The sequence below is a fragment of the Sphingomonas sp. genome (assembly GCF_964263785.1).
Lineage (GTDB): Bacteria > Pseudomonadota > Alphaproteobacteria > Sphingomonadales > Sphingomonadaceae > Sphingomonas.
In genome coordinates this window covers 1-24,711 of record NZ_CAXVWL010000100.1, presented here as the reverse complement: position 1 = coordinate 24,711, position 24,711 = coordinate 1, and the positions used below count along the sequence as shown (strand labels likewise).

General features: G+C 68.2%; 20 protein-coding genes, 1 tRNA gene and 1 pseudogene. 10 read left to right on the top strand and 12 right to left on the bottom strand.

What is annotated here, in order from left to right:
• The 3 genes from ACE5C1_RS13250 to ACE5C1_RS13240 form a co-directional block, all read right to left on the bottom strand.
• Window positions 1–347, bottom strand: a 347-nt coding sequence (locus ACE5C1_RS13250) for a DNA gyrase subunit A (protein ID WP_374944545.1), incomplete at its 3' end; no start/stop codon positions are given.
• Window positions 348–380: 33 nt separating this feature from the next.
• Complete coding sequence (locus ACE5C1_RS13245) at window positions 381–1,586, bottom strand: glycosyltransferase (RefSeq protein ID WP_374944544.1); 1,206 nt, start codon at window positions 1,584–1,586, stop codon at window positions 381–383.
• A gap of 127 nt (window positions 1,587–1,713) precedes the next feature.
• The gene (locus ACE5C1_RS13240; protein ID WP_374944543.1) at window positions 1,714–1,878 is read right to left on the bottom strand and encodes a hypothetical protein; all 165 of its coding nucleotides are present in this window, start codon (window positions 1,876–1,878) and stop codon (window positions 1,714–1,716) included.
• Window positions 1,879–2,044: 166 nt separating this feature from the next.
• Between ACE5C1_RS13240 and ACE5C1_RS13235 the strand changes: the two genes are divergently transcribed.
• Window positions 2,045–2,944 carry an alpha/beta hydrolase family protein gene (locus ACE5C1_RS13235; RefSeq protein WP_374944542.1) on the top strand — a complete coding sequence of 300 codons (900 nt, stop codon included), beginning with the start codon at window positions 2,045–2,047 and terminating at the stop codon, window positions 2,942–2,944.
• Window positions 2,945–2,959: 15 nt separating this feature from the next.
• Here ACE5C1_RS13235 and ACE5C1_RS13230 read toward each other — a convergent pair whose 3' ends face one another.
• Window positions 2,960–3,142, bottom strand: coding sequence for a hypothetical protein (locus ACE5C1_RS13230; RefSeq protein WP_374944541.1), 183 nt, complete (start codon window positions 3,140–3,142; stop codon window positions 2,960–2,962).
• A gap of 1 nt (window position 3,143) precedes the next feature.
• A complete protein-coding gene (locus ACE5C1_RS13225) occupies window positions 3,144–4,022 on the bottom strand; it encodes a hypothetical protein (RefSeq protein WP_374944540.1) in 879 nt (292 codons plus the stop codon).
• 309 nt (window positions 4,023–4,331) lie between these two features.
• Here ACE5C1_RS13225 and purC point away from each other — a divergent pair, with 309 nt between their 5' ends.
• From purC to purQ, 3 genes are read left to right on the top strand one after another with little or no spacing between them, the layout of a single operon-like run.
• Window positions 4,332–5,111, top strand: a complete 780-nt coding sequence (purC, locus tag ACE5C1_RS13220; RefSeq protein ID WP_374944539.1) for a phosphoribosylaminoimidazolesuccinocarboxamide synthase — start codon at window positions 4,332–4,334, stop codon at window positions 5,109–5,111.
• Window positions 5,108–5,338: a phosphoribosylformylglycinamidine synthase subunit PurS gene (gene purS / locus ACE5C1_RS13215; RefSeq protein WP_374944538.1), complete on the top strand. Its 231-nt coding sequence runs from the start codon at window positions 5,108–5,110 to the stop codon at window positions 5,336–5,338. The genes purC and purS overlap by 4 nt, the downstream gene beginning before the upstream one ends.
• A complete protein-coding gene (gene purQ / locus ACE5C1_RS13210; RefSeq protein WP_374944537.1) occupies window positions 5,338–6,006 on the top strand; it encodes a phosphoribosylformylglycinamidine synthase subunit PurQ in 669 nt (222 codons plus the stop codon). The genes purS and purQ overlap by 1 nt, the downstream gene beginning before the upstream one ends.
• 3 nt (window positions 6,007–6,009) lie before the next feature.
• Here purQ and ACE5C1_RS13205 read toward each other — a convergent pair whose 3' ends face one another.
• Genes ACE5C1_RS13205 through ACE5C1_RS13195 form a run of 3 tightly spaced genes read right to left on the bottom strand, consistent with a single transcriptional unit; the run spans window position 6,010 to window position 7,759 of the window.
• A complete protein-coding gene (locus tag ACE5C1_RS13205; RefSeq protein ID WP_374944536.1) occupies window positions 6,010–6,303 on the bottom strand; it encodes a hypothetical protein in 294 nt (97 codons plus the stop codon).
• The gene (locus tag ACE5C1_RS13200) at window positions 6,300–6,965 is read right to left on the bottom strand and encodes a hypothetical protein (RefSeq protein WP_374944535.1); all 666 of its coding nucleotides are present in this window, start codon (window positions 6,963–6,965) and stop codon (window positions 6,300–6,302) included. Before ACE5C1_RS13200 ends, ACE5C1_RS13205 begins: the two co-directional genes overlap by 4 nt.
• 53 nt (window positions 6,966–7,018) lie before the next feature.
• Complete coding sequence (locus ACE5C1_RS13195; RefSeq protein ID WP_374944546.1) at window positions 7,019–7,759, bottom strand: queuosine precursor transporter; 741 nt, start codon at window positions 7,757–7,759, stop codon at window positions 7,019–7,021.
• A 61-nt stretch (window positions 7,760–7,820) separates the two neighbouring features.
• Here ACE5C1_RS13195 and ACE5C1_RS13190 point away from each other — a divergent pair.
• Window positions 7,821–7,897: transfer RNA gene (locus ACE5C1_RS13190), tRNA-Arg, on the top strand.
• A gap of 46 nt (window positions 7,898–7,943) precedes the next feature.
• Here the strand turns inward: ACE5C1_RS13190 and ACE5C1_RS13185 are convergent.
• Window positions 7,944–8,693: pseudogene (locus tag ACE5C1_RS13185) on the bottom strand (ATP-grasp fold amidoligase family protein); the annotation flags it as partial.
• A 245-nt stretch (window positions 8,694–8,938) separates the two neighbouring features.
• On the opposite strand from ACE5C1_RS13185, the gene ACE5C1_RS13180 reads away from it, so the two are divergent.
• The 5 genes from ACE5C1_RS13180 (at window position 8,939) to ACE5C1_RS13160 (ending at window position 19,762) form a co-directional block, all read left to right on the top strand.
• Entirely contained in the window at window positions 8,939–11,203 is a 2,265-nt protein-coding gene (locus tag ACE5C1_RS13180) for an EAL domain-containing protein (RefSeq protein WP_374944534.1), read from the top strand.
• Window positions 11,204–11,477: 274 nt separating this feature from the next.
• Entirely contained in the window at window positions 11,478–14,576 is a 3,099-nt protein-coding gene (locus ACE5C1_RS13175; protein ID WP_374944533.1) for a S8 family serine peptidase, read from the top strand.
• A gap of 85 nt (window positions 14,577–14,661) precedes the next feature.
• Entirely contained in the window at window positions 14,662–17,142 is a 2,481-nt protein-coding gene (locus tag ACE5C1_RS13170; RefSeq protein ID WP_374944532.1) for an ATP-binding protein, read from the top strand.
• 63 nt (window positions 17,143–17,205) lie between these two features.
• A complete protein-coding gene (locus ACE5C1_RS13165) occupies window positions 17,206–17,601 on the top strand; it encodes a response regulator (RefSeq protein WP_374944531.1) in 396 nt (131 codons plus the stop codon).
• A gap of 85 nt (window positions 17,602–17,686) precedes the next feature.
• The gene (locus ACE5C1_RS13160; protein ID WP_374944530.1) at window positions 17,687–19,762 is read left to right on the top strand and encodes a TonB-dependent receptor; all 2,076 of its coding nucleotides are present in this window, start codon (window positions 17,687–17,689) and stop codon (window positions 19,760–19,762) included.
• A 48-nt stretch (window positions 19,763–19,810) separates the two neighbouring features.
• Here ACE5C1_RS13160 and ACE5C1_RS13155 read toward each other — a convergent pair whose 3' ends face one another.
• The 3 genes from ACE5C1_RS13155 to ACE5C1_RS13145 are packed head-to-tail and all read right to left on the bottom strand — an operon-like array spanning window position 19,811 to window position 24,632.
• Window positions 19,811–20,947 (bottom strand): patatin-like phospholipase family protein, encoded by a 1,137-nt coding sequence (locus ACE5C1_RS13155; protein WP_374944529.1) that lies wholly within the window; start codon window positions 20,945–20,947, stop codon window positions 19,811–19,813.
• Between the two features lie 38 nt (window positions 20,948–20,985).
• On the bottom strand, window positions 20,986–22,626 hold the full coding sequence (locus tag ACE5C1_RS13150; RefSeq protein ID WP_374944528.1) for an MBL fold metallo-hydrolase: 1,641 nt from the start codon (window positions 22,624–22,626) through the stop codon (window positions 20,986–20,988).
• Window positions 22,623–24,632: a hypothetical protein gene (locus ACE5C1_RS13145; protein ID WP_374944527.1), complete on the bottom strand. Its 2,010-nt coding sequence runs from the start codon at window positions 24,630–24,632 to the stop codon at window positions 22,623–22,625. Before ACE5C1_RS13145 ends, ACE5C1_RS13150 begins: the two co-directional genes overlap by 4 nt.
• Window positions 24,633–24,711: the final 79 nt, after the last annotated feature.

The window sequence follows — 24,711 nt, the reverse complement described above, 5'->3', positions numbered from 1 at the left end:
TTATCGCCGTCGATGTTGCCGAAATTGCCCTGCCCGTCGACCAGCGGATAGCGCAGCGAAAAGGTCTGCGCGAGGCGCACCATCGCGTCGTAGACCGACTGGTCGCCGTGGGGATGGTATTTGCCGATGACGTCGCCGACGACGCGGGCGCATTTCTTGTAGCCCTGCGCCGGATCGAGTTTGAGCAGCCGCATCGCCCATAGCAGGCGCCGGTGGACCGGCTTCAGCCCGTCGCGAACGTCGGGCAGCGAGCGCGCGGTGATCGTCGAGAGCGCGTAGACGAGGTAGCGTTCGCTAAGCGCGGTGTCGAAGGGTGCGTCGGTGGGGATCAGGAGGTCGGTGGCCATGCGATGCGGGGGATAGCACCGCCGTGATCGAGATCAAACCGGGACCGGAGCGGGTGCTGCGAGCAGGCGATATCCCGCCACCGCCTCCGCCAATATGGCGCGGTGCTGACGACCGGTTTCGGCCCAGTCGTAGCGCTCGCCGAACGCGCGCGTGGCGGCGCGATCTGGAAGGTTCGCGAGCAACCGCGCCGCCCCTGCCCCAATCGCTGTGTCGGAGCGCTCCGCCACCAGCAGACCCGCCTCGGGCACCCGCACCACCTCGGGCGAGCCCCAGACCGGGGTTGCGACCAGGGGCGTGCCGCAGGCGAGCGATTCGAGGAGGACGTTGGCGATGCCTTCGCGGTCCGAGCAGCTGAGCGTCGCGTCGGCGGCCCCGTAGAGTTCTGGCAGGCGGTGCTGGTCGACGTGGCCGAGGAAGCGGACGCGGTCGTCGACGCCTTGCGCCTTCGCGAGTGCGCGCAGCGAAGCGTCGCGCGGGCCGTCGCCGGCGATCATCAGGTGGACGCCGGGGAGCCTGGCGACCGCGCGGATCGCGTAATCGTGGCCCTTGCGGTCGATCAAATGGCCGACCGACAGCAGCGTCGGCGCGTCGATGCCGAGCCCCGCGCGCAACGCCGCGCGATTTGCGGGCGGGCGGAAGAGGTCGAGGTCGACGCCGTGCTCGACCACCGTGATCTTGCCTGGTTCGGCGCCCAGGTCGATCAGCCCGTCGCGCAACGCGCCGCAGACGGTGGTGACGTGGGCGGCGCGCTCGACCGCCTTGAGGATCATCGTGCGTGGCAGGCGGGCCTGCGGGATCAGGCTGACGTCGGTGCCGAGCGCGGACATCACGACGGCACGATCGAACCACCGGCCGAGCAGCGCCGCGGCGACGCCGTCGGGGTAGAGATAATAGCTGTCGATCACGTCGAAGTCGAAATCGCGCCGGGTCGCGGCGATCGGCTTTGCCAGCGCCGCCGCCATCAGTAGCGGCGCAGCGGTCATGCCGATCTTGGGGATCGTCGGATAGCGGGGGTGGGCGATGGCGAGGCCACGGCGCTCGGCATTGTGCGGGGCGCGGGCGTGCTCGGCCCAGGCGCCGAATCGAGGGTTTGCAGATGGGAACCACGGCACCGGCGCGACGACGCGGACCTCATCGCCGGCCGCAGCAGAGAGATGCGCGACGCGGTGCTCGATGAAGATGCCGTGGCGCCGCTGGACGGCGTTGGGATAGAGCGTGGACAGGACGAGAATCTTCAAGCGCGCGCCTTTCGATCGGCCCGCCATATTCTCGCAGGCGTAAAGGGCAGGTTTCCGACTGCGCCGCGCGGAAGGTGAGGCTAAGGTGAGGCCAATGCGCTTCCTGGCGCCGGGCCGGTGCCGGCGGTCAGCCGCCGCCGATGCCCTCGACGATCGTGCCCGTGCCCTCGCAATTCGCGCAAGCGCCGCCATCGACCGATCCGCTGCCGCCGCAGACCGGGCAGACGTTCTCGCCGGTGCCGGGCGTGCCCTGGGGAGCCTGGTCGCCGGGCGCCATATGCGGGTCAGTCATCGATACTCTCCTCGCCGCGACGAGCGCGCGAGACATGCACGAGGTTCCGGCCGATCAGAATGAGCGGAGGAAGGTTGCCGCAGGATTTCCAACATCGCAAGGCGTTTGGTGCGCGATCGTCAGCGAAGCGGTTTCGGTCGGCGGCGCGCGCCGCTACACCGCCGCCATGCTTCGCCTCCTGCTTCCCTTCGCCGCCGCCGCGCTCATCGCTGCCGATGCGCCGCGCCTGACCTGGGCGGACCTCACCGCGCGCTCCCGCCCGATCGCCGACGCGACCGTGTCCTATGGCCCCGACGCGTACCAGAAGGTCGACGTGTGGGTGCCTCGGGGCAAAGGACCGTTCCCGACCGTCGTCATGGTCCACGGCGGATGCTGGCAGACGAAGATCGCCGATCGCACGCTGATGAATTGGGCCGCCGCCGACCTGCGCGCGGACGGCATCGCGGTGTGGAACATCGACTATCGCGGCGTCGACCGTCCGGGCGGCGGCTATCCGGGCACCTTCGCCGATGTCGCCGCGGCGGCGGACCGCTTGGCGGTTGAGGCGAAGCGGTTCGGTTTCGACACGCGGCGGGTCGTCGCGGTCGGGCATTCGGCGGGTGGGCATCTCGCCTTATGGCTGGCGGCGCGGCGCGGGCTTCCGCTTACGAGCCCATTGCGGACCGCGCACCCGCTCAGGATCGCGCGGGTCGTCAGCCTGGGCGGGCTGCCCGACCTAGCCGACACCGCGGCAAGCCCGGACAACGGCTGCGGGACCGAGGTGGTGGCCAAGCTGGTCGGCCCGACGGATGACGGCGCGCGGCGCGACCCGTATGCCGACACCTCGGTCCCCCGCCTACTGCCGCTCGGTGTGCCCCAGGACTTGGTGAACGGGCGCGAGGACCGGATCATCCCGTATCGGATGGCGTTGGCTTACGTGAACATGGCCGCGGCGTCCGGGGACCGGGCGGCGCTGCATACGGTGCCGGCGACCGGCCATGTCGAACTTATCGCTCCTGATACAGCCGCTTGGGCCGAGACTAAGTGGGCAATCCGCGCTTCATGGGGACCGACATCGATCAAGTAGCGACGACCGATCCAATCAACGGTTGATCCGCTCCTGTTGATCGGCAAACTTCTCGCGCTCGGGAAAGACCACGGTGATGTCCGATGTTTGGTCGCCATTGTCTTTGGGTTCGCATTTGATCGCGCCGATCGCTTTGCGCAGTTTGCAAAACGACTTGACTCGTGCATTGGGCACGCTTTCCACGATCCATTCCGACATATCACTTCTCCTCTTTTGCCAGGCCTTCAATAAGTATCTTGCGCGCGGCAGGATCGTCCTCCGCGGCGATCAGGGCGAGCACCAACGTGCGCTGCTGCGCCGGATAGCCCCCGTCGGCCAAGCGAGCAAAAAACTCGTCGGGGTTCAGCCCGCCGGGAGGATTGGGAAAGAGGCTCGCAAGGACAGCCTTTGCGCTGGCGACACGTGCGAGATAGAGATCGTTAGTCGCCGCAGCTTCGAAATAGGCTTCCAGCGCGGTCGTGGTCGGGCCCGTGTCGAATTTATAGCGCTGGATTGCATTCTGCGCCTTGTTTTCGGCAATAACCTTGTTCGTCGCCGTGGTTTCATTGATTCCGACCAGTGCGCCTACAATCGTTCCCGCCTGTTCGTAGGCGCCCAGATCCTGAAGCGCGATACAGGTCGGCCAGATATCGAGCCCTTGTTGCATCCGTTCGTAAATGCGCGTCCGCACGTCGGCGCGCGAAGCGCGCATTTGGTTCTGAAGCGCGGGCACCGTCATACTGAACAGGAATTCCTTGTTGAAGGCCTCGCGTTCGCCGATGACGCCGGTATTGGCGGCGCTCAGTATGCTGGCGGTCTTGCCGCTCGCCACCGCGCCCGCGGTTGCCAGTCCGAGGGAGGCAATCGTCGCGACGAAGTTGCCCGTGCGCGCCTCCTGCAGCATCGCCGCCTCGAACCGATCGTACGCCTGATCGACAACCAGCATGTAGGCGGTCGCCAAAGCATTGCGTCGCCCCGTTCCGCCGGGCGCGGTCAATGGCAGTTCAAGGCAATCGGCTTGGATCGCTCCCTTGAGTGCTCCCAGTCGGGATACGCCTGCCTTCCCGGCCTTGGTATCGCTGGCGATCATGTCGGCCATGCGCGGCGGCCCTCCGGCAACCGTTGAACAGCCCGATGTAGCTGCCGCAACAGCCAATGCAGCCGTCAATCGTGCGTGCGCCACAAGTCCCCCTACCGGCTTACGTCAGTCACCGATGCTATCGCACTCGCCATCGCTTTGCACATCGGATCGAGTCCGATACGGTCTTTGTTTGTACAACTCAGCGCAGTCTTGCCGCCCATCGGCTGATTGCACCCCTGCCCCCCATCCCGTATAGCCCGGCGCATCTCACGCCCCGGCCCCGCCCACGCGCCGCCGGGGCGTCCTGTTTCAAGGGACACCGCGCTTATGGCTCGCCGCCGCCAGATCTACGAAGGCAAGGCCAAGATCCTTTACGAGGGGCCGGAGCCCGGCACGCTGATCCAGTATTTCAAGGACGATGCCACCGCCTTCAACGCGCAAAAGAAGGGCACGATCAACGGCAAGGGCGTCCTCAACAATCGCATTTCCGAGCATGTCTTCACCCTGCTCGACCATATCGGCGTGCCGACCCATTTCATCCGCCGCCTCAACATGCGCGAGCAGTTGATCCGCCAGGTCGAGATCGTGCCCATCGAGGTCGTCGTGCGCAACGTCGCGGCGGGTTCGCTGAGCAAGCGGCTCGGCATCGAGGAAGGCACCAAGCTGCCGCGGACGATCATCGAATATTATTACAAGGACGACGCGCTCGGCGATCCGATGATCTCCGACGAACATATCGCGGCGTTCGGCTGGGCGAGCCAGGAGGAGATGCACGACATCGCCGACCTGGCGATCCGCATCAACGATTTCCTCAGCGGCCTGTTCGCGGGCGTCGGCATCCGGCTGGTCGACTTCAAACTGGAGTTCGGCCGCATCTGGGACAACGATTACGGTCGCATCATCCTGGCCGACGAGATCAGCCCCGACGGCTGCCGGCTGTGGGACATGGAAACCAACGACAAGATGGACAAGGACCGCTTCCGCCAGGACCTGGGCGGCGAGGCAGAGGCGTATCAAGAGGTCGCGCGGCGGCTGGGCCTGCTGCCCGAGGGCGAGGAGGGCGCGGTGCTCGACCTGGCCAGCCATCGCAAGCGGAGGGGCAAGTGAAGCTGCGCATCGTCGTGACGCTGAAACCCGGCGTGCTCGACCCACAGGGCAAGGCGATCGGGCATGCCTTGGGGTCGTTGGGCTTTGCCGGCGTCGGCGAGGTGCGTGCGGGCAAGCTGATCGAGATGGAGGTCGCGGACGGCACCGACGATGCGACCGTCGATGCGATGTGCCGCAAGCTGCTGGCGAACACCGTGATCGAGGATTACCGGATCGAGCGCGCCTGATGAAGGCGGCGGTGATCGTCTTTCCGGGCTCCAATTGCGACCGCGACCTGGCGGTCGCGCTGGAGCAGGTGACCGGCGTGAAGCCGGCTATGGTCTGGCACGCCGAAACGGCGCTGCCCGAGCGGGTCGACATAGTCGCGGTGCCGGGTGGCTTCTCGTACGGCGACTACCTCCGCTCGGGCGCGATCGCGGCACGCTCGCCGGTGATGCGCGCGGTTGTGGAGGCGGCGGCGCGCGGGGTGGCGGTGCTGGGGGTGTGCAACGGCTTTCAGGTGCTGACCGAAGCCGGGCTGCTGCCGGGCGCCTTGATGCGCAATGCCGGGCTGAATTTCGTCTGCCGCGACGCCGCGCTGACGGTCGGCGAGGCGCGTTCGCCGTTCACCGCCGGCTATGACGCGGGCGAGACGATCACCGTGCCGGTCGCGCACCACGACGGCAATTACTTTGCGGACGACGCGACGCTCGATCGGCTGGAGGGCGAAGGCCGGGTGGCGTTCCGCTATGCGGGCGCGGTCAATGGGTCCGCACGTGGCATCGCGGGGATCGTCAACGAAGCGGGCAACGTGCTGGGGATGATGCCGCACCCCGAACGCCGGGTCGAGGCGGCGCACGGCGGGACGGACGGACGGCGACTGTTCGAGGGGTTGCTGGAGCGCGTTGCCGCCTGAGGCTCAGGCCGCGAACTTGACCGCCCAGATGACTGCGACGATCACCGCTGCCGCAACCGCCACCCAGCGCACGATGCCGCGCGAGAACCATGCCGCTAGGGTGCCGGTCGCGACGCCGATCAGCGCCGTCAGCCCCGCTGCGACACGGGCACTGCCATTGTCGACGATGGTGCCCGGTGGGATCGAAGGATCCATGTCGCGCATCCAGTCGTATTCGCTCACGGGCAACGTCAGCAGCAGCACGATCGCTGCCGCGGCGATCGCCAGCGCCGCTATGCGCACGACTCGCGACGTCACGCGACCAGGCTGACGAAGCGCGGCCAGAATTTGACAATGAAATCGCCGTAGCTGGTGTTGCGCCGAATTTGCTCGATGCTGAGCCCCACCCCGCGGTTGTAGCGCGCACCGACGACGCGGATCGCTTGCGGATCGCCGAGCGTGAGCGCGCGGGCAAGGCCGTCGTGCCGTGCCAACTGGCTCAGGTGCCGCGCGACGATCGTGATGTTGTCGGCATCCTTCTCGAGCAAGGTAGCCAGCGTCATCAGCTCGCCCGACGACATTTTCGCAGGATCGCGCCCCAGCGTCTCCGCCGCGGTGCGCAGCTGGATGCTGACCGCGCCGAAGGATGTCTTGCCGGGTGGGCTGGTGATCGTCATGTGCCGGTCGACCCAATCCGGCCCGGACCAGTCAAAGTTGCGCACCGCAAAAGCGACCGAATCGATGAACGTCGGGTCGCCACCGACCTCGATCCAGCACACCCCCGCCAGCATCGGCCCCGGCAGCCCGAACCGTCCCGCCTCGCGCCGGATCGTCGCGCGGTGATGGCGGACCCAGGCGTCCTTGTAGCGCTGGATATAGGGCCGCCCGCCGCCGAGCCGCTGCGGCACCAGCTTCCACAGCAACAGATCGGCCACGCCCCATTTGGGGGCATCTCCCTCGGCGGCATTGGGTGCAGGCACGACAACCTCCCTGACGACGGGCTCACTCTATCCGGCGCGGGCGGCGCCGCCAATCACACCCGCGTCCTGAACGGCGAGAAATTTGTCTGGCGATCGAACACGTCGACACCCTCGCGCCGCTTAAGGAAGCCGACGACCGCATAGGTCATCGGTGTGAGCAGCACTTCCCACGACACTTTCAGCACGAACTGCGTCGCCATGACGGTCAGCAACGCCGCCACCGGCCAGTCGGGCGCGCCGTAAAAGGCGAGCGGGTAGAAGATCGCGCTGTCGATCCCCTCCCCCACCACCGTGCTGCCGATCGTGCGGGTCCAAAGGTGACGGCCCGCGGTCCACACCTTCATCCGCGCCATGACGAAGCTGTTGGCGAACTCGCCCGCCCAGAAGGCGCAGATGCTGGCGAGCACGATCCGCGGCACCTGGCCGAAGACCTGCTCGTACGCCGCTTGTCCCGTCCAGCCCGCATCGGGCGGCAGCGCGACGACGATCCAGCTCATGCCGGCCATGAACAGCATCGCACCGAACCCCGCCCAGATGCAGCGGCGCGCGCGCGCATAGCCGTAGACTTCGGTCAGCACGTCGCCGAGCACGTAGGACACCGGAAAGAACAGGATGCCCGCGCCGAACGGCCACGGTCCGACGAACGGCAAATCGACGACCGCGCGCTTGCCCGCGCCGATGACGTTGGACAGCAGCAGCACGGTGACGAACGCGGCCATCAGGAAATCGAAATAGCGGAACCGCCCATCCGCGAGGTCGCCTGCATCCACCACGCGCTTTTCGTCCACCGCCATGCGCGCGATCATGATCGCAGTTCCCGCGCCGCGCAATCCGCGCTACCGACGCTTACAGTGCGCGCCCGTAGCTCAGCTGGATAGAGCAAGGAGCTTCTACCTCCTCGGTCGGGGGTTCGAATCCCTCCGGGCGCGCCAGATCCGTACGATGCCGAGCCCGGGCATCGCGCCACAGCGCGCCGATCCGCTCGTCCAGCGAGGACGGCGAGAAGCGGTCGAGCCCGGAGCCGGGATAGAAGGTCATCTCGCCGAACAGCGGCGCTCCGCGGACTTCGTAGAAGTCGATGCGGACGAAATCGAAATCCCGGCCGAGGTCCTCGGCCGCCGCGACCATCGCGGCCAGCGAGCGCGGCGGCGGCACGGCGGCGGTGGGGTCGGACACGCAGCGCCAAGCGGAATCGAACAGGATCCAACGATGGGCATGCTCGCGCGACAGATGCACCTGCACAAAGGCGACGCGCCCGGCAAAGACGTAGAGTTTGTAATCGACGGGCAGGGCGCCCCGGTCGGCGATGAACGGCTCGACAAGCAATCCGCGTTCGATCCGCCGGTACAGCCACTCGTCCAGCCACAGGCCATAAGGCGATCGCATCCAGCGCCGGGCCTGGCGTCGGATCGCACTCCAATCCTCCGTGCCGGTCCGCACGAAGGCGCAGTGTTTGCAGCCGTGCCGCGATTTGACGACGAACGGCGGCGCCCACGGCGGCACCGTCGGCAGCGCATCGCCGTGCCACAGTGTCGGGATGACCCACTCTGCGCCCAGCCGCGCGGCGACGTGCGCCTTGACCCGCACCTTGTCGGCGAGCAGCGGCAGGCGCGGGTCGCGGTCGTGGAGCTTGCGGAGCTGGACCAGCTCGGTGAAGCGGGTGGGCGCGGCCAGATCGGGCAGCCGCCCGTGCCGCCACAGATAGGTCAGCGCGATCCGCGCGCGCACCGCCGCGGGGCTGAGGAACAGCGAACGTGCGTCGGCCGCGGCGCCGGGTGCACAGGCCGCAATGCCACTGTCCGAACCGAATTGCGCCGCAGAGCCGATCAACGATCATCTTTCCATCGCCGAGCCTCAAACCGGTTCGAGGCTGCGCGAGCCCCCATCGCAGTGCAACGCTCGATTGGCAAAGCCGTCCGGCGCCCAGCGCAAGGAAACCGATTGGTAAGTCCGCTTATTCTAGGAAGAGCGGGATGGATCGATGCCACCCCCTGCCCGGCACACCCCCCGCGCGTTCCTTCACGGGCGGCGACGGCGGCGAGACCGTGCAACCATGGACGCATGGCGCCTCGCTCGAGGTGCTCACCATGCTGGCCGACGCCCTGCCGGCGACCCTGTTCGTCAAGGATGCCCGCACGGGCCGCTATCTCTACATGAACCGCGCGGCCGAGATGCTGGTGGAGTTATCCCCCGACGCCGTCATCGGGCGCACCGATGTCGAGCTCTTCGGCGAGCAGGGGCTGGAGTATCGCCGGCGCGACGAGCTGGCGCTGGCGGTCGATGGCGACCACTGCACCGAGGGCACATTCCACCGTGCCGACGGTCGCGTCGCGATCGTGCGGACGCGGCGCCGAGTCGTCGACGGCCCCGATCGGCCGCGGCAATATCTGCTGTGCGTGACCGAGGACGTCACCGAAGCGCGACAAGCGCAGGCCGAAGTCCTCTGGCTGGCGCGGCACGATTCGCTCACCCGGCTGCTCAACCGCGATTCGTTCATCGCGACGCTGCACGCGCTGTTGGGCGCGCAGCGCAGCCTGGCGATGCTCAGCATCGACCTCGACCGGTTCAAGGCGGTCAACGACCGCTTCGGACATCTCGCCGGCGACGCGGTGCTGGCGCAGGTCGCCGAGCGGCTTCGGCCGCTGCTCGGTGCCGAGGACATCCTGGCGCGGGTCGGCGGCGACGAGTTCGCGCTGATCGTGGTCGATGCCGATCCGGCGGCGCGCGCACGCGCGGTCGCCGAGGCCATCCTCGTGCGCATCGCCGCGCCGATAACGACCGATGCCGGACACGCCGATATTGGCGCGAGCATCGGCATCGCGGTCGCGCCCGCAGACGCATGCTCGGTCGAGACGCTGCGCCGCCACGCCGATCTCGCACTGTACGCGGCCAAGCGCGGCGGCGCCGGGGCCTTCCGCTTCCACGACGCCGAAGCCCACGCCGTACCGAAATCGCTGGGCAAGCGGCTGGAGACGCGCGGCGCGGCGCCCGCGCGCGGGTTCGTCGCGGTCATGGAGATCGACCGGTTCGCGGCGCTGCGCCAACGGATCGGCTATGCGCTGGCCAATGCACTGATCCGCGACTTGGCGGAGCGGCTACGCACCACGCTGAACGGGTGTCAGCTCGGCCGCGTCGGGCGGACCTCGGTCGAATTCGCGTTCGACGCCGCCTCGGTCGAGTCGGCCGGCGACACGCTGCGCCGGCTCGTCGCCGCGCTGGAGCAGCCGTTCACGATCGACGGCTATACCTTCGATCTGTCGCTGGCGGTCGGCGCAGTCGATGCGGGCGATCAGGTGGTCGACGATCGCCAGCTCGACCGTGCGGCGGCGGCATTGCTCATCGCACAGGAACGCCACGAAAAGGTCCGCATCGTCGATTTCGCCGATCAGCCCGCGTCCGACATCGACCAGCTCGTCATCATGCGCGAGCTGCCCGGCGCGATGCGGAACGGCGAGATCTCGCTGTATTACCAGCCCAAGCTGCGCGCGCGCACCGACACGATCGATTCGGCCGAAGCATTGCTGCGCTGGCACCATCCCGAATTCGGCCTGCTGCGCACCGACAAGGTGATCGAGCTGGCCGAGGCCACGGGCGCAATCCGTGATTTAACCTTCTGGGTGATCGACCGCGCGCTGGCCGATCGTGCGCGGCTGGCCGATGGCGGCCGTGCGATCACGATCTTCGTCAACATCTCGGGCATCCTGCTGCCGGACACCGGCTTTGCCGACTGGGCACTGGCGCGGCTGGCGGATGCGGGCGGCACCATCGGCTTCGAGATCACCGAAACCGCAGTCATCCACGACCCGCAAGTGGCGATCGCCAACCTCCAGCGCTTCGCCGCGGCAGGAATCAAGATTGCGATCGACGACTACGGATCCGGGTTGTCGTCGCTCGCCTATCTCAAGCAATTGCCCGCGGACGAGCTGAAGATCGACCGCATGTTCGTCAGCGGGCTGACCGAGAGCCACCGCGACCCGCTGCTGGTGCGCTCCTCGATCGACCTGGCGCATGCGCTGGAGATGGAGGTGACCGCCGAAGGGGTCGACGATCCAATCTCGCTGTCGCTGCTCAGGATCATGGGTTGCGACATGATGCAGGGTTACCTGATCTCGCCGCCGCTGCCGCTCGAGGCCCTTGCGAAGTTCCTGCACGACGATGCGCATCTGTCACCGCTGCACCCGTCGGCCGCGGCGATCGACGGCTGGCCCCTGCCCCAGGCAGCGGGCGGCTGGGAATAAAGGCAGGGCGATTCTCCCGGTAGTTGGTCCACCTCCGTTCGTCCTGAGCGAAGTCGAAGCCTGCCCCGAGCGGCCGGCTTGCCAGCCAGCCGAAGGGGGGCACGCCCGACCAATGTGCTTCGACTTCGCTCAGCACGAACGGATGCAAGCGGGTCTACTCGAGTGAGAAATGCCCTAACACTTTCTTTACCCCGTCCCTTTGCGAACGACTCACCGCTGCGGTGCCAGGACACGGCATCCCGGTGGTAAACGGGCAAAACGAAGGGGTGTTTTGATGAGATTGGGTTCGTCGTTCCGCGCGTCCGCGCTGCTGTCCACCGCGATTGCGACGTCGCTGCTGGCCGCGGGTTCGGCCGCTGCCCAAACGGCACCGGCGCCGACACCGGCACCCGCGACCGCAGTGGCCGACGCGCCCGCACCGTCGCCGGCCGACAGCGCTGCACAGACGCCGTCCGCGCCGCTGCCGAGCGAGCGCCTGGTGGCGATGAGCGGCACGATCCGCCCGTTCGCCGGCGGCATCCTGCCTTATGCGGGCAACATCCGCTCCTTTGCCGGCGACGTATCGGGAAGTGCCGGCAACATTCGCAGCTTTTCGGGCAATGCGACCGCATCGGCCGGCAACATCCGCAGCTTTGCCGGTAACATCCGCAGCTTCGCGGGCAACATCCGCAGTTTCAGCGGCGACGTGCTGCCGGTAACCGGACCCGATTCGACGTTCTGGGGGGGCATCTATCCCGCGCGCGGGGCGCTGAGCGCCAGCGCGGGCAACATCCGCAGCTTCGCCGGGCAGTTCGAAGGCATGGCGGGCAACATCCGCAGCTTTGCGGGCAACATCCGCTCGTTCGACGGCGGCCTGCTCGACTGGACGAGCGGCGCGACCAATTACCAGGCGATCGACGGCCAGATCGCAGGGCTCGTCGCGGGTTCGAAGACCGCATGGGGCGCCGCGGTGCAGGCGCGCACCGGCCAGTCGTTCGAGGACGGTTTTGCCAACAAGATGCTCGGCAAATACGGCATCGACCTGAACGACGCCCAGTCGCTCGTCGGCCTTGACGAGGTCGGGTACGAACTCTTCCTGATGGATTGGTACGACGGGCTGATGAATTATTCGGGGGTCGACCAGGTCGATCACTGGATGAAGGCGATCAACTGGAGCCCGCGGATCACCCAGGACCTGGGATCGGGCAAGGACAGCCGCATCGGCCTGCTCGACTTCACCGTCACCGGCGAAGGCACGAGCAGCGTCGTCATGGCCGGCGGCGTATCGAAGGTGTCGGGAGTCCACGGATCGGCGGTGATCAGCCTGATGACCGCGGCGCACGACGGACGCGGCGTCATGGGCATCGCGCCGGGCGCTTCGGTGGTCGCGTACAATCCCTTCGACGAGACCTACACCGCGGGGTGGACCGACATCAAGAACGGCGTCATCAACCTGGTCAAGAACGGCGCGACGATCATCAACATGTCGCTGGGCGTGCCCGGCTATACACTCAACCCGGGCTGGAACACCGTGTTCTCCGACGACGCAGTGTCGAAGGAAGCCAAGAAGCGCGTTTTCGTGCTTGCCGCCGGCAACGAAGGCATCACTCAGACGCAGGACATACAATGGGCGTTCGACAAGAACCCGGCGATCCTCGTCGTCGGATCGGTCGATCCCAACGGCACGATCTCGGAATTCTCGAACCGTCCGGGCAACGTCTGCCTGACGAAGGACGGCAAGATGGCGGGCGACGGCAGCTGCACGGGTAAGGATCGCGCGACGCTGGCGAGCCGCTTCATCGTCGCGCCGGGCGAATTCATCCTGGTCGCCGACGGCCAGGGCGGCGTCACCCGGATGTCGGGCACGTCGTTCGCGGCGCCGCTGGTGTCGGGCACCGTTGCGCTGATCCACGATCGCTGGCCATGGCTGCGCGACCGGCCCGCCGACACCGCCGATCTGGTGCTGAGTTCGGCGCGCGACGTCGGCGCGCCCGGCACCGATCCGGTCTATGGCCGCGGCATGCTCGATGTCGCCGCGGCGCTGTCGCCCGGGAGCCTGGCTGCGCTGAAGTTCAAGATCAGCATCAACGGCAGCAAGCTCGGCGATGTCTGGATGGCGACGATACCCGCGGTGCAGCGTTCGCAGATGCTGACCTATTGGGAAGCGAACAACGCCTATGTGACCGCGTTCGAGGACACGCTGACGTCGTACCGCGATTTCTCTATCCCGCTGTCGAGCAAGCTCGCCGGACAGACCGTCGGCAACAGCACCGAGCAGTTCAACAGCTATCTGACCGCGCGCTTCCTCGACTGGTTCAAGAGCGGCGGAACGACGACACCCACCGGCAAGGCCGGCCCCGGCTTCGCGTTCGGCGCGGCGCGGTTCAGCACCGAGATGCGCGGCTTCGGCGGCATGGAAGCGACGATGACCGCCAGCCCGAAGCCGTACCGGCCGGGCCTGCGCCAGAGCGGCGTCGGCTTCGAGACCGGCTTGGCGCTCCACAACCCGAACAGCGGCATCGGCGTGCGCTTCGGCACCGGCCGCGGTGCGGCGGCGCTGGGACAGCAGGGCTTCGGCATGCAATCCGATTACGAGACCGAGACCGGCGGCGCCAACCCGTTTCTCGGCTTCGCATCGGGCACGGGCTATGCCGCCGTCGACGTCGATCTGTCGGAGAGGCTGACGCTGTCGAGCGGCGTCAGCCGGCAGGAGGCGGTGCGCGACTTCGACCGGATGGGTGCGGCCGAACGCGTGGCGCTGGGCGGGATCGACCCGTACCGCGCGACCGCCAACACGCTGTCGCTGCGCTATTCGGCTACGCCGTGGCTGACGACGACGCTGGGCTATACGATGCTCAACGAAGCCACCGGGCTGCTCGGCGTTCAGTCGCTAGACCCCAGCGACCTGCGCCATGGCAGCGCCACCGATGCCGCCACGTTCGGCGCCGACGTGGCGATCGGCGGCACGCTGTCGGTGTCGGCGACCGGCACGCTCGGCCGCACCCGCGGCGGCGATCCGGCGCGCGAGGCGATCGCGGTGTCGCAGGGCGGCGTCGTCAGCAGCGCCTACCAGGCGGCGATCACCAAGGTCGGCGTGTTCGGCAACGATCGGATGCGCGTGACCCTGTCGCAGCCGATCCACATCGAGCGCGGTTCGATCGAGGTCAGCAACGTTCAGGTGATCGACCGCCAGGCCGGCGAACTGGGCAATGTCGTCCAGCGCTTCGACATCGCCGGCAGCGATCGCCGCTACGTCGCGGAGGTCCTGTACGGGCGCACGCTGATGGGCGGCATTGCCGAGCTGAACCTGTTCGGCCGCGTCAACGTGCAGGGCCGCGCCAACGTCGGGCAGCCCGGGGTGACCGCCGGCACCAGCTTCCGGCTGGGGTTCTGAACCCTGCAAATCCTCCCCCAGCTTGGCTGGGGGAGGATCGATGGCCTTTCGCGTCCGTTAAACTTTCGCCCTTATCGGAGTAGGCATGCGACTCAAGCGACTCCGCCTGCGCGTGCCTGCGCTCCTCCTGCTGCTCTCGACCGCCATCGCGCCGGGCGCGGCGATGGCGGCGCCCGCCCCGACCTATGCCGCATTCGACCAGAGCATCGCCCAGACCAAAAAGGCGATGATGGGCGATCCGCAGCATGCGCTGGCGTCCGCGCGTGCAGCATTGGCGCTGGCGGAGCGATTGCCGCCATCGCGCCGCGCGCATATCGCGGTGGCGACCGCGCGGTGGCTGAACGGCGAAGCGCTGATCTTCATGAACCAGGCGACCGACGCGGCGCCGATCACCGGGTCCGCGCTGCGCGACGTCGAGCGGTTCGATCGCAATTCCAAGCTCCATGGCGATCTGCTGCGCTCGCGCGGCTCGATCGAGGCGGCGGCGGGGCAAGTGCTTGCGGCGCTGCGCGATTATCAACGCGCCTATGCCGTGTTCCGGATCGCGGGCGAGGCGCGCAGCCAGGCGATCTCCTTGCAGGATATCGGCCAGATCTACTGCGATGCAGGCGATTATACCCGCGCGCTGGATTACTACCGGCAATCGGCCGAGGCGTTCGACATCGATCCCGTGTTGACCCTGACGGGGCAGAACAGCCGCGCCGAGGTGTTGCGCAAGCAGAAGCGCTATGCCGAGGCGGCGGTGGCTTACCGCGCCGCGCTGGTTCAGGCGCGCAAGCTCGACAGCGGGCTCCTCCAGACCCGCATCCTGACCAATCTGGCGGGATCGGAGGCGGACGCAAGGCGGTTCCGCACTGCCGAAGTGGCGATCGGCCAGGCGATGACCCTGGCGCAGCACGGCGAGGCGGCCGGGTGGCGCCCATTCGTGCTCGGCGTCGCGGCCAAGCTGGCGTTCGAGCGCGGCGAGCTGGCGCAGGCCCGGCAGCTGATCGGGCAGACCTTTGCGGGCGTCGACCTGGATCACAGCGAATTGCTGTTCCGCGAATATCATCGCACCGCCGCGCGCATCTACGAAGCGTCCGGCGACGAGCGGCAGGCCTATGCGCACCTGAAGGCATTCCAGCGGCTCGACAGCGAAGCGCAGGCGCTGACCGCGTCGGCCGCGTCGCAGCTGCTGGCGGCGCGTTTCGATTTCGCCAACCAGAACCTCAAGATTTCGCAGCTGAAGGAATCGCAGCTCAAGCGCGACGTCGAGGCGCGCACGTTAATGTTCCTTGGGCTGCTGGTCGCGGGCGGCATCGTCTTCGCGCTGCTGCTGTTCGGCTTCTTCTCGATCCGCCGCAGCCGCAACAAGGTGCGCGACGCCAACACGACACTGTCCGAGGTCAACGGCGCGCTGGAAAAGGCGCTGAAGGCCAAGACCGAGTTCCTGGCGACCACCAGCCACGAAATCCGCACTCCCCTGAACGGCATTCTCGGCATGACCCAGGTGCTGCTCGCCGACCGCCGCGTCCAGACCGACATTCGCGAGCGGATCGAGGTGGTCCACGGCGCGGGCGAGACGATGCGCGCGCTGGTCGACGACATCCTCGACGTCGCCAAGATGGAAAGCGGGCGGCTGACCGTCGTGCGCGAGCCGACCGATCTGCCCAAGATCCTGCACGACGTCGCGCGGCTGTGGAGCGGGCATGCCGAGGGCAAGGGGCTTCGCCTGATCGTCGATATCGACGCGGCGCCGGCACGCATCCTGTCCGACGGCGGTCGGCTGCGCCAGATCGTGTTCAACCTGATGTCGAATGCGACCAAGTTCACGTCCGCCGGCGAGATCGCGTTGCGCGCGCGGGCGGAGGCGCTCGGAGACGGCACCGAGACGCTTGTCATCGCGGTCGCCGACAGCGGCATCGGCATCGCCGCGGACCAGCAGGCGCACATCTTCGAGGCGTTCGCGCAGGTCGACGGCGGGGTGACGCGCCAGTTCGGTGGCACCGGGCTGGGGCTGGCGATCTGCCGCAGCCTGGCGCAGGCGCTGGGTGGCGACATTTCCGTGCGCAGCGTCGTCGGCGAAGGCACCACCTTCGAGGTGCGGCTGCCGCTGGAGCGCGCCGACGCCGACAAGGCGGCCGAGCCCGGCGACGATGGCGCTTCGGACCTGGCCACGGCATCGCTGCTGATCGTCGAGGCGGACCTCGCCGCATGTGGCGTATTGCGCATGCTGCTCGCCGCCGAGGTGGAGGACACCGAAGCGGCGCCGGGGCTCGACGAGGCGCTTGCGCATCTGGCGCGGGGCGCGATCGATCACGTCCTGGCCGACGTCGGCACCATCGTCGAGGGCCTGGACGGCCTGCGCGTGCTCGTCGCCGCAGCGGATGCGTGCGGTGCGCAGGTGACGCTGCTGGTCACCCCCGGCGCACCGCTGTCGATCGCCGAGGTGATGATGGTCGGCGCGGCGCAGATCGTCGTCAAGCCGATCGGCGGCGACGACCTGATCCACGCGCTCCAGAACCTGTACGGCGACGATCCCGAGACGTTCGTCGCCCCGCGTTTTCTCGCGCACGAAGCCGCGTGAGGTAAGCCCGTGTTTACCGTCCCCCCCGTAGAAACCCGGCCGAGTGTCAGTGGAAGGTCCAACATGCAGGTGCTGTTCGTCGAAGACGACCCCATGAACCGACGGGTGGTGAAGGACATGTTGAGCGTGGTCGGCGCGACGATGGATGAGGCGCCCGACGCCGAAACCGGGCTCAAGATGATCAACGACGGCGCGTTCAACATCATCCTGATGGACCTGCGGATGCCCGGCATGGACGGGCTGACCGCGATCCGCCACCTGCGCGCGCGCACCGACGACAAGCGCCAGCTGCCGGTGATCGTGGTCACCGCCGACACCGCGGTGGACCTGCGCGAACGCTGCCTGTCCGAAGGCGCCGACGAGGTCATCCTGAAGCCGGTCGCGATGAACCTGCTGCTGAAGGCGATGAGCCGCATGCTGGCCAAGGCCGCAGGGCGCAGCCGGGTCGTGCTGTCCTGACGCGAAGGGCAGCGACGGCTGGCGCAAGACCCGCCGGGCGTTAAAGCGGGTTCCTGCCCGTCACGTCCCAGGAACGATCGCCTCCATGACCCCCTTGCGCCACGTCGCGCTGCTCGTTGCGGGCTGCCCGGGCAACGCCCTGGCGCAGACCAAGCCGCTGCCCGCCGCTGGCCCCGAGATCGTCGTCACCGGCCGCGGCCTCGCCGACCGGCCCGGCGACCGTGCGTTCGGCGTCGTCGAGATCGACCGCAACCGGATTGCGGCGAACGCGTCCGACCGGCTGGAAGGCGTGCTCGCCGATGTCGCCGGGTTGCAGCAGTTCCGCCGTTCGGACAGCCGCACCGCGAACCCGACCAGCCAGGGCATCACCCTGCGCGGGCTCGGCGGCAACGCGTCGAGCCGCGCGCTGCTCGTTCTCGATGGCGTGCCGCAGACCGACCCGTTCGGCGGCTGGGTCGCCTTTCCCGCCTATGCGACCGACCGGCTCGGCGGCATCCGCGTGACTCGCGGCGGCGGCAGCGGCTTCTACGGGCCCGGTGCGCTCGCCGGCACGGTGGAGCTGGAGAGCGCGACCCCCGACCAGCTCGCGCCGCTTACCGGTAGCGCATCGTACGGCAGCCGCGACTCGGTCGATGCACAGGCGTCCGCCGCGCTGGTGCGGGCGGGCGGTTTCGCGACGATCTCGGGCGCCTATGCACGTGGCGACGGCTCTACCCCGACGGTGTTGGCGAGCCGCGGCCCCGTCGACCGCCCTGCCCCTTACGAGCAGGCGTCGGGCGCGATCCGCGGCGGCGTGGCGGTGGCACCCGGCGTTGAGCTCCAGGCCAACGTCGCCGCCTTAACCGACGTGCGCGAGCGCGGCACGCCGTTCACCGGCAATCGCAGCGAGGGCGCCGACGCCAGCGTCCGCCTGGTCGGGCGTGGCCGCTGGACCTGGTCGGCACTCGCCTACCTCCAGACCCGCAGCTTCGCCTCCAGTTTTGCCGCGGTCGACACCGCACGCACCGCCGCGACCCAGACGCTCGATCAATATAACACGCCCGCGACCGGGCTGGGCGCGCGGCTGGAGATCGAACCGCCGCTCGGCGAGCGGGTCCACCTGCGCGCCGGCGCGGACGTGCGCGACGTCGACGGGCGGACGCAGGAGCTTTACACCTTCGTCGCCGCCGCCCCGACCCGCCGCCGCGTGGCAGGGGGCGAAAACCTGGCGGGGGGCGTTTTCGCCGATGGCAGCGTCGAGGCGGGCGCGGTCACCGTCTCGCTCGGCGGGCGCGTCGACCGGTGGAGCATTCGCGACGGCTTCCTATCCGAACGTCCGCTCGGGCCCGGTCCCGCGCTGACCGACGCCAGCTTCGCGGACCGCAGCGGCACCGAGACGACCGGGCGTGGCGGCGTCGCGTGGCGGGTCGCGCGCCCGCTGACGTTGCGCGCCGCGGCGTACAGCGGATGGCGACTGCCGACGCTCAACGAACTCTACCGCCCGTTCCGCGCCGGTGCCGACGCGACCGCCGCCAACGCCACCCTCTCGCCCGAACGGTTGCGCGGGGTCGAGGGCGGGGTGACTGTCGCGCCCGCCCCCGCGGTCAGCATCGCCGCGACGTACTTCGTCGATACACTTCGCGACGCGATCGCCAATGTCACCGCGGGCGCCGGCCCCGGCACCTTTCCGCTCGTCGGCTTCGTCGCGGCGGGGGGCATCTACCGGGTGCGGCGGAACGTCGATGCGGTGCGCTCGCAGGGGTTCGAGGTCGACGCGGCGTGGTGTACCGGGCCGATCGGCCTGCGCGCGTCGTGGAGCCATGTCGACGCGCGGGTAAGGGCAAGCGGCGCCAGCGCGGCGCTCGACGGCCTGCGTCCAGCGCAGACGCCGCGCGATGCCGTGTCGGGCACGATCGGCGGGCGCTATCGCGGCTTGGCCGCCTCGCTCACCGTTCGTCACAGCGCGCGGCAGTTCGACGACGACCAGAACAGCCGCAGCCTCGACGCCGCGACCACCGCCGATGCCTATCTGGCAGTCCCGGTCACGCGCGCGCTCGGCATCGAGGCGCGCGCCGAGAACGTGTTCGATGCGCGGGTGGAGGCAGGGATCAGCGGCGCGAACATCGTCGAACGCGCGACGCCGAGGACGCTGTGGATCGGGCTGCGGTATCGGCCGCGGTAGCTGTGGGCAACCGCGCTCCTCCCCGAATCGGGCAGGAGTTTTTGAGCCTCACACCCCGCTCGCAGGATACGGGAAGTCCGCGGGCTGCGACAGTTTCGGGTCGACGTGCGTGCGCAGCGCCGCGTCGGTGACCGCATAGCCCCAGTTGATCAGCCGCTCCTGCACCGCGGCGTCGATCTTCTTGAGCCGGGTCGGCACCTTGGCGAGGGCGTCGGTGTTGGGGCCGGGGCAGTTGAGCGTCGGCGCCCGCCCCGCATACGCTCCATAGGGCGTGCCGATGCCCCAATAGGCGCCTTCGCGCCGGTTCGGATCGCCATGCGCGGCCTGGTAGCTGGCGACCAGCGCCCGTTTGCGCAGCGAGCGCACCTGGTTGTCGATCAGGTCGAGTACCCGGTAGGCGTGGCGCGGCCAATCGTGCTTGGGCTCCTCCTCCGCCTGCATCTTCGCACCCGCGTCGCTGACGAGCACGGTCGTGTAGCGCTTCCACACCGTCTCTAGCCCCATGTTGTCGTACACCCCGCCGTCGGCCAGCACGACCTCCGACGTGAACGGCATGCGTTGCAGATCGTCGCCCGAGCCGGCGGCGAAGTCGGAGGGGTGCAGTTCGATGGTCAGCGGCGAGAGCACCGGCGGAAACGCGGAGGAGGCCGCGACCGCCTTTGCCAGCGAGAAATCGGGATTGTCGATCCGGCCGACGCGGTAATCGCCCATGTACGCCTTTGAAAAGCGCCACAGGACGCCCGACTGGACGTTGGTCGCGTTGATCACGAACCGCGGACGGTTCGGCAAATCCTTGAGCGAGCTGCCCTTGAACAGATATTTGTCGTATGCTGCCGCCACCTTGTCGCCGACGCTGCCGGGCAGGAAGATGCCGCCGATCACCGCGTCGGCGTCGAGCGTACGCGCGGCGAGCGAGCGGATCGGATCGGTAACGAGCGCATCGAAGCGCGCGCGCTTGCCGTCGAACGGCAAATCCTTCCAAGCGAGCGCCAGCACGCCGTTGGTGATCGACCCTCCCGATACGCTGGAGATGCGCGCGATACCGTTCAATCGGTCGCACTCGTAGAGGCGCCACAAGCTGCCGACATGGAACAGCATGGCGCGGTAGCCGCCGCCGGACAGGCACAGCCCGATGCCGATTTCGGGTTGCTTGGCACTCGTGTCGTTGACCGGATTGACTGGCATGGCCTTCCCCTTCGCGTTGCCGTCTTGCGGCGGTTGGATCATGCGTAGCCGGGCCCGTGGACAGCATATTCGAGATACAGGTCCTTCGCGACGAGACGCGCGGCGAAGTCGTGCGGAAAGGGAAAGGCGCGGGTGTCCGGGTCCTCGGCCCACGCCGCCTCGTCGGGCTTGCCCGCGTCGTTGCGGAAGATGCGGCCTCCGGTCGCCTTGAGCAGCGCCTGTCGGACGCGCGCATTGGGCATTTCCCAGCCCTTGCTCCCCTGCCGCTTGCCCAAATCCTCGTCGGTCGGGATGGCGGCGACCAGATCGGGGTGCGTCATCATCGCCAGCCCCTTCTCGTCCAGCGTCGCATTGTGGCTGCCGTGATGCCCGACCTTGTAGAAGCGCACGCGGTTGAGCAGTTCCTCCGCAGTCCAGGTCCTGTCGCCGGCGGCATAGGTCTGTTCGTGCCAGGACAGCCAGTTGCCGACTTGCGCGTCGCCGGGAAAGAGCATCAGCGTGCCGTCGGGCAGTTCGAAGGCGAGGACCAGGCTGGTGTTGTTGGTGTCGCTGTCGAGCTTCATCGCCAGCGGCCCGGCGGCACCTAGCCAGTCGGCGTCGACCCGACGCCTTGCCAGGTCGTTGCCGCCGGCATCGGTGGGTGCGAAATAGCGCTGCTTGAGCCAGGCGAGTACTCCCGTGTCGGAACGCAGGCTCGTTTCGGAGCGCAGGCCCGCTCCCGGCGCAACCCCGGCCGGGTCTAGCGACTCCACATCGGCGCGACGGATGCGGTGGTGCACCGCCGAGAACGGCGAATCCCGTGCCGGATCGGGGGTGCCGCCGTCCGCCACGCGCAGCAGCAGGTCCTCGAAACCCGGCGCGTCGAAATACGTCTCCTGCGCCGCACCCGACGACGGCTTGTCCTTCTTGAGGAACTTCGCCGCCTTGGGTGGCCCGAGCACGAAGGTACGCAGACCGCCCGGTGCCTCCTTCACCATCCCCGGAATCAGATAGTCCACCTTGTCCCCGGCGGCGGTCTTCAGCTTGGCGAGGATGTCGCGGCCTTGCAGACGCGCGGTGGCGCTCGCCTTCATTCCCATCGGTGTCGCGGCGAATGCGGGCGAGTCGGTGGGCGCGGCGGGTTGATCCTCCCCGACCGGTCCCAGGAATGCGTCGAGACCCGCCATCGCGGCCTGCCGGTCCGCCGCCAGGCTGGCGTGGTGCGGGTCGCCGCTGGTGCGTGCCGCTTCCATCCGGTTCGCGAGCGTCGCCAGCGCGAAGCTGCGCTTGTCGAGGTCCTGCCGAATCGCCTTGGTGGCCGGGTCCTCGGCATCCTCGGTCCACGCCATCCAGACGCGGCCGATATCGATGCCGCCGTCGAGGAACACCTCGCGCGCCTGCCCGAACCCTGAGATATGATCCCAATGCTCATGCGTGACAACGATGAGATCGAGCTTGCCCCCGGTCGTCGCCACGATGTCTCGCGCGATGGTCTTCATCCGCTCGGCCGCTTGCGGGCTGCCCATCAGGATGCCGCAATCGATCAGGATGTGCGATCGCGCGCCGTCCGGGCGCACGATGCGGATGAGGAAGCAATCGCCCAGCAACCCCTTGTAGGGCTCCGATCCTACGCCGAGAGCGCGGTACATGCGGACGAAGACCTGGGTTCCGTCTCCGGCGTTCTGCTCGGCCATGGTCATTCCATGCTCCTGTGCATGAAGGCGAAGGGCTCGCGCTCGCCGGGTCCGCGCAACCCGACCGAGCGCCCGGTCGCATCGCCGACGCGAAAGCTGCGCTGTGCCTCCAGCCGCGTGTCGTCGCACACGTTCTTGCGGATGATCCGCACCAGCCGCCCGTCGCGCAGGTCGACATGGATCGTCGCGCCGCCGCGGAAGAGGAAATCGGGTTCGCGCGCGAGCGTCGCTTCGTCGCCGACATCGGCCTTGCGCTGATCGGCGCGATCGTCGTAGCCGCGCCGCGCCTGCGTCACCTGGATGATGAGTTGGTGGACCTCCTGTCCGTCCGGCCCCGCGCGGCGCGCAATCCGCGCCGAATGGACCTCGATCTTGGGCGCGGGCGACACGCCCGAGGCCGACGTCTTCGCGCAGCGCAGCGTCGGGATGCGCGCCAGCGGCACCTGGCGTCTGGGGTCGTCATGCGCCAGCAGGCGCATGCCGGTCAGCTTTTCCCACGCCTCGTCATGATCGGTGTCGGCGGCGAACCAGTCGTGGAGCAGCGACTGGTTGCGCTGGACGATGGCGATCGTCATCTCGCGCAGATTGTGGCGCGTGTCCGCCGGATCGATGCCGAGACTCAGCCGGGTGTGCGGATCGAAGGAGACAGTGAGGTGCAGCTGCCCGAGCAGCTCGGCAAAAGCGCGGCTCAGTGTTTCTTCCGGGTCCGCGCCGCCGGCACCGAGTTCGGGCAGGTCGTCGAGATCGGGTACTTCCCATAACAGGCTGTCGGGCGCCATCGAGATGCAGCCGGGCACGGTGATGCCGCGCTTTTTGAAGGCCTCGACGAAGGCGACGCGGTAACGCATCGGATCGTGCGGCACGAGATCGGCGTCCGCGGTCACGATCGCACGCAGATACTCGCCGAAATGCAGGTCGACAGGCGGAATGTAATCCAGCGCGCGCACGCACATCCGCAGCACCTGATCGGCTGCCTTCCCCGCTTCGTCCGCCAGCCGCTCGACCAGTTCGGCCGGGAGATCGCCCGCCAGCGTGCCCCCGGTGCGCGCGAGGCGGAACAGATCCGCCGAGCGCCGTTCGAAGATGGTGACGAACGCGTCGAACACCGCCGCCACCAGGAATCCGCCGCGCTCGTGCGCCTCGCTGGTCTCGTCGAGCGTCCTCGGGAGAGCCGATGGACCGGCGGCCCGGTCGTTCGTCTTAGCGGCCGCTTCGGCGCTGAGATATTGCAGCGCGTAGCGGAGCGCGCCCTGCCGGCCGGTCGCCTGTCCGAATTGCAGCGCGAGACCGGTCAGCAGGCCCTGCTGGCGCAACGATCCGCGGCTCTGCGCCAGCTGGTGCCGCACCACGTGCGCCATGCCGAAATGCTGCAACAGCGCGACGATATCGGCGAACGCCTCGTGAAAGGCGAGCGAATCGATGTTGGACGCCTCGATCGAGCGCTGCTGGATGCCGTGCAGGATCGCATGCGTGGTCTCGTGCGCGACGATGTCCTGCGACAGAGCGGTGAACACCCAGCGGCTGGCGCCGCCGTTCTCCTCCGCCGTCTTGAAATAGCCGAACAGCAATGCGCGCTTTTCCGGGCTGTAATAGGCGTTCTGCTCCAGTAGGGCGTGTGGGTAGATGCGCAGCCGCTTGGTGAAGTTGCGCGCGGGCGTGCCGCGCGCAGCGGCGCGGTCCCCCGCCCACAACACCGGCCGTCCGAGCGCGCGCTCGAACGCGCGGATCGTCCGCATCGCGGCGGCGAAGACCATCTGCTGATGGAATTGCGGCCGTCCCTCCGACGGCGGCAAGCCGTCCTGCGCCAGCAACACCGGATCGTTCAGGTCGACGGGCGCATAGAACACGTCCGAGCTGGGATCGTAATCGACCACTTCGAGATAGTCGTTGACTGGCCCCGGTTCGAGCGGATCCTCCCAGCGCGTCTCCCACGGCAGTTCGACAACCGAATGAGACCGTTGAAAAAGGTCTGCGCGAAACCGGCGTGGCGGATGGCTGGTGACGCCGGCCACCGGAGGATACGCCGCGTATCAGGCCGGCGCAGCCTGCCGGGCGAGCAGCTGAAGGTTGTATGCCGCGGCGGCCATGGTG

Coding starts and splice junctions, on each gene's coding strand:
- ACE5C1_RS13240 (WP_374944543.1), bottom strand. CDS start 1,878: ATGACTGACCCGCATATGGCGCCCGGCGACCAGGCTCCCCAGGGCACG.
- ACE5C1_RS13235 (WP_374944542.1), top strand. CDS start 2,045: ATGCTTCGCCTCCTGCTTCCCTTCGCCGCCGCCGCGCTCATCGCTGCC.
- ACE5C1_RS13230 (WP_374944541.1), bottom strand. CDS start 3,142: ATGTCGGAATGGATCGTGGAAAGCGTGCCCAATGCACGAGTCAAGTCG.
- ACE5C1_RS13225 (WP_374944540.1), bottom strand. CDS start 4,022: ATGGCCGACATGATCGCCAGCGATACCAAGGCCGGGAAGGCAGGCGTA.
- purC (WP_374944539.1), top strand. CDS start 4,332: ATGGCTCGCCGCCGCCAGATCTACGAAGGCAAGGCCAAGATCCTTTAC.
- purQ (WP_374944537.1), top strand. CDS start 5,338: ATGAAGGCGGCGGTGATCGTCTTTCCGGGCTCCAATTGCGACCGCGAC.
- ACE5C1_RS13195 (WP_374944546.1), bottom strand. CDS start 7,759: ATGGCGGTGGACGAAAAGCGCGTGGTGGATGCAGGCGACCTCGCGGAT.
- ACE5C1_RS13180 (WP_374944534.1), top strand. CDS start 8,939: ATGGATCGATGCCACCCCCTGCCCGGCACACCCCCCGCGCGTTCCTTC.
- ACE5C1_RS13175 (WP_374944533.1), top strand. CDS start 11,478: ATGAGATTGGGTTCGTCGTTCCGCGCGTCCGCGCTGCTGTCCACCGCG.
- ACE5C1_RS13170 (WP_374944532.1), top strand. CDS start 14,662: ATGCGACTCAAGCGACTCCGCCTGCGCGTGCCTGCGCTCCTCCTGCTG.
- ACE5C1_RS13165 (WP_374944531.1), top strand. CDS start 17,206: ATGCAGGTGCTGTTCGTCGAAGACGACCCCATGAACCGACGGGTGGTG.
- ACE5C1_RS13160 (WP_374944530.1), top strand. CDS start 17,687: ATGACCCCCTTGCGCCACGTCGCGCTGCTCGTTGCGGGCTGCCCGGGC.
- ACE5C1_RS13155 (WP_374944529.1), bottom strand. CDS start 20,947: ATGCCAGTCAATCCGGTCAACGACACGAGTGCCAAGCAACCCGAAATC.
- ACE5C1_RS13150 (WP_374944528.1), bottom strand. CDS start 22,626: ATGACCATGGCCGAGCAGAACGCCGGAGACGGAACCCAGGTCTTCGTC.